Source organism: Micromonospora sp. NPDC003776 (assembly GCF_053605645.1).
Genome location: NZ_JBSGJR010000682.1, coordinates 1 through 3,284 on the forward strand (window position 1 = coordinate 1; position 3,284 = coordinate 3,284).

Below are 3,284 nucleotides of genomic sequence, written 5' to 3' on the forward strand. Positions count from 1 at the left end.
GGCGCTGCGCCCAGCAGGGCACGGCCGTGGTGCTCGCCACCCACGACGCGCGGGCGGTCGCCGACGCGGACGCCGTGCTGCACCTGCGGCACGGCGTGCTGTCGACCGAGCAGCACGGGGTGGCGGACCGGACCGCCACCATCGACGGGTTCGGGCGGGTTCAGCTTCCGGAACCGGCGCTGGCCCTGTTTCCGGACGGCCGCGCGCTGGTCGAGGTGCACGCCGACCACGTGCGTCTGGTGCCTCCGGCAGGGTCCGAGGTCCGGGGGAGGAACCGATGAGTAGCCCCGCGCTCGTCGACGTCCGGGCGGTCACCCACACCCACGGCCGGGGCCCGGCGGCCGCCACCGTGCTGCACGAGGTCACCGTGGAGATCGGCGGCGGGGTGCTCGTGGCACTCGCCGGCCGGTCCGGGTCGGGCAAGTCGACGCTCTGCCATCTGGTGGCGGGCGTGACGGCCCCCAGTACGGGTCAGGTACTGATCAAGGGTGAGCCGGCGACGGCCGTGCGGGACTGGGCCGAGCTGTCGCTCGTGCCCCAGCGGCTGGCCCTGGTCGGCGAGCTGACCGTCGCCGAAAACGTCCACCTGCCGGCACTGCTACGGGGAACCGCGCCCGATTCCGACCTGCTCGCCCGGATGGACCTCGACCGCATCGCCGGGCGACCCGCGCGGGAGACGTCGCTCGGCGAGCAGCAACGCGTCGCCCTGGCCCGGGCGCTCGTGCTCGCCCCCGAGGTCGCGGTGCTCGACGAACCGACCGCCCACCAGGACGACGGGCACGTCGAGCAGGTCGTCGCGGCGCTACAGGAGGCGGCCCGGCGGGGCACGAGTGTGCTGGTGGCCACCCACGACATCCGCTTGATCGAGGTGGCCGACCGCGTGTTGCACCTGCATTCCGGGCGACTGGTGCCGGACGGCGGCCCAGGTGCCGGCCGGTCCGAGGATTGAGGACGCGTCAAGGCGCCGCCAGGCCGGCATCCACCTCAGGTCGATCGCGCCGTCAGCCGTCGGCCGGGTCGCGGCGCGGGTGGGCCAGCCCCTCGGCGATGCCCTCGATCGTCTGGGCCAGGTAGTCGAAGTCGGGCACGGCGACCCGTTCCGCGCGCTCGTGCAGGTTGGTGGTGGTGACCGTGTCGTCGATCCGGGCGACCTCGTGGCGTCCGTCGCGTTCCATGACTGCCTCCCTCATGATGGGGCGGCGCTGGTCGGCAGCGCCGTCAGGCGGGCTCGCGCACAAACCAATCATTGCACTGTGCAACCGAGTGTGCCAGGCCATCGGGTCAGGCGTCGGCGGTCGCCTCCTCGGCCCGCGCGGCGAAGCCGAGCCACCACTCCTGCTCGGGCACCTCGCCCGCGGCGGCGGCGAACGCCTCCAGCGCCTCGGTCACCGCGGGCCGCCAGTGGCCGGCCGTGGCCGCCACGATCCGGGACAGCTCCTCCCGGCGGCGCCGGATCACCTCCGCCACCAGCCGCTGCCCGGTCGGGGTGAGGCGGAGCCGGACCACCCGCCGGTCGGCGGTGGACCGGCTGCGGCGGATCAGGCCCTTGCGGAGCAGCCGGTCGCACATCCGGGTCCCGGTCGACGGGGCCACCTGCAGCTCCGTCGAGATGTCCGCCGCGCGCTGCGGGCCCCGGGTGGCGAGCACGACCAGCGCCCTGAACTGGGGCAGGGTCACGTCGGCGTCGAGGTCGGCGAGGGATCGGGCGGCCAGCCCGACGAAGGCCCGGCTGGCGGCCATCAGTGCCTCGACGGCGCGGTCGGACTCGGCGGCGGGTGGTGGCATGCCGACCATCATCGCAGCCGGCCCGGTGGGTGGCGCGCAGGCGTGAAACGGGCCGCAGTGGGTAGGCGCGGCGCCGGGAGGCGGGTGCCTCCGGGATCGAGGGGGACCATGGCAGTCGCCGCCGTCATCGCGCTGGTCATCATCGTCGTGCTCGTGGCGCTCGTGCTGTCGTTGAGCGTCCGGCTGGTGCAGCAGTACCAGCGGGGCGTGGTGTTCCGGTTCGGTCGGGTGCTGGAGCGCATCCGGCAGCCCGGCTTCCACCTGATCATCCCGGTCGCCGACCGGATGGTCCGGGTGAGCATGCAGACCACCGTGATCGGCGTGCCCGCGCAGGGCGTGATCACCCGGGACAACGTCACCCTCACCGTGGACGCGGTCGTCTACTACCGGGTGGTGGACCCGGTGAAGGCCCTGGTCAACGTCCGCGACTACCCGTCGGCCGTCCTCCAGGTGGCGCAGACCGCGCTGCGCTCGGTGATCGGCAAGGCCGACCTCGACACCCTGCTGCGGGACCGGGACCGCATCAACTCCGAGCTGAAGTCGGTGATCGACGCGCCCACGGAGAAGCCGTGGGGCCTGCTCATCGAGCGGGTCGAGGTGAAGGACGTGGCGCTGCCCGAGGGCATGAAGCGGTCGATGTCCCGCCAGGCCGAGGCCGAGCGGGAGCGGCGGGCCCGGGTGATCGCCGCCGACGGCGAGTTCCAGGCGTCCCGGCGGCTCGCCGACGCGTCCCGGGCGATGGCGAACACGCCCGGCGCGTACCAGCTGCGGTTGCTCCAGACGGTGGTGGACGTGGCCGCGGAGAAGAACAGCACCCTGGTCATGCCCTTCCCGGTCGAGCTGCTGAAGTTCTTCAACGCCCTCAGCGAGGGCGCCGCGCGGCAGCCGGCCGCCCCCGGCGGGCCGGGGCCGAAGGAGCAGGCCACCCCGGTCGGCCCGGTGCTCGGCCCGGTCACCGAGAGCGTGGCGGCGGCCGCCGAGGGGGACGGGCACCGCCCCGAGCGCTGACCCCGGGGCCCGCATATACCGGCTGTCGGTATATTCTGCCGGGCATGAGTGACACTCCGCTGCGGGAACCGACGTTCCTGGTCCTCACCGCGCTGGCCGAGACACCCCAGCACGGGTACGCCGTCATCGAGGACGTGCTGCGCATCTCCGACGGGCGGGTCCGGCTGCGGGCCGGCACCCTCTACGCCGTCCTCGACCGGCTGCGCGCCGACGGCCTCATCGAGGTCGACCGCGAGGAGGTGGTGCAGTCCCGGCTGCGCCGCTACTACCGGCTCACCGCGCTCGGCGCGACCCGCCTCGCCGACGAGGCCGCCCGGTTACGCCGCAACGCCGACGCCGCCGGCCGCCGGCTGCGCCGCGCCGGCCTGCTCCCCGAGGGAGGAGCGGCGTGACCGCCGACCCACCACGACACGCTGGAGCTGACCGGGCTGGACGAGGCCGCCCGGCCCCGGCCCGGTGATCCTGTCGCGGTGCTGGTCGACGAGCCGCTG

General features: G+C 74.4%; 5 protein-coding genes and 1 pseudogene. 4 read left to right on the forward strand and 2 right to left on the reverse strand.

What is annotated here, in order from left to right; genetic code table 11:
• Positions 1–281: pseudogene (locus ACWEVO_RS33230) on the forward strand (hypothetical protein); the annotation flags it as partial.
• Positions 278–949: an ABC transporter ATP-binding protein gene (locus ACWEVO_RS33235; protein ID WP_452311387.1), complete on the forward strand. Its 672-nt coding sequence runs from the start codon at positions 278–280 to the stop codon at positions 947–949. The pseudogene ACWEVO_RS33230 and the gene ACWEVO_RS33235, both read left to right, overlap by 4 nt.
• 52 nt (positions 950–1,001) lie before the next feature.
• On the opposite strand, the gene ACWEVO_RS33240 is transcribed toward ACWEVO_RS33235, so the two are convergent.
• The gene (locus tag ACWEVO_RS33240; protein ID WP_452311388.1) at positions 1,002–1,175 is read right to left on the reverse strand and encodes a hypothetical protein; all 174 of its coding nucleotides are present in this window, start codon (positions 1,173–1,175) and stop codon (positions 1,002–1,004) included.
• 106 nt (positions 1,176–1,281) lie between these two features.
• Positions 1,282–1,785 carry a MarR family winged helix-turn-helix transcriptional regulator gene (locus ACWEVO_RS33245; protein WP_452311389.1) on the reverse strand — a complete coding sequence of 168 codons (504 nt, stop codon included), beginning with the start codon at positions 1,783–1,785 and terminating at the stop codon, positions 1,282–1,284.
• 108 nt (positions 1,786–1,893) lie between these two features.
• Between ACWEVO_RS33245 and ACWEVO_RS33250 the strand changes: the two genes are divergently transcribed.
• Positions 1,894–2,793: a slipin family protein gene (locus ACWEVO_RS33250; RefSeq protein WP_452311390.1), complete on the forward strand. Its 900-nt coding sequence runs from the start codon at positions 1,894–1,896 to the stop codon at positions 2,791–2,793.
• Between the two features lie 44 nt (positions 2,794–2,837).
• Positions 2,838–3,185, forward strand: a complete 348-nt coding sequence (locus tag ACWEVO_RS33255) for a PadR family transcriptional regulator (protein WP_452311391.1) — start codon at positions 2,838–2,840, stop codon at positions 3,183–3,185.
• Positions 3,186–3,284: the final 99 nt, after the last annotated feature.

Excerpts from the sequence above, each read along its gene's own strand:
- ACWEVO_RS33235 (WP_452311387.1), top strand. The coding sequence starts at position 278 with ATGAGTAGCCCCGCGCTCGTCGACGTCCGGGCGGTCACCCACACCCAC.
- ACWEVO_RS33240 (WP_452311388.1), bottom strand. The coding sequence starts at position 1,175 with ATGGAACGCGACGGACGCCACGAGGTCGCCCGGATCGACGACACGGTC.
- ACWEVO_RS33245 (WP_452311389.1), bottom strand. The coding sequence starts at position 1,785 with ATGCCACCACCCGCCGCCGAGTCCGACCGCGCCGTCGAGGCACTGATG.
- ACWEVO_RS33250 (WP_452311390.1), top strand. The coding sequence starts at position 1,894 with ATGGCAGTCGCCGCCGTCATCGCGCTGGTCATCATCGTCGTGCTCGTG.
- ACWEVO_RS33255 (WP_452311391.1), top strand. The coding sequence starts at position 2,838 with ATGAGTGACACTCCGCTGCGGGAACCGACGTTCCTGGTCCTCACCGCG.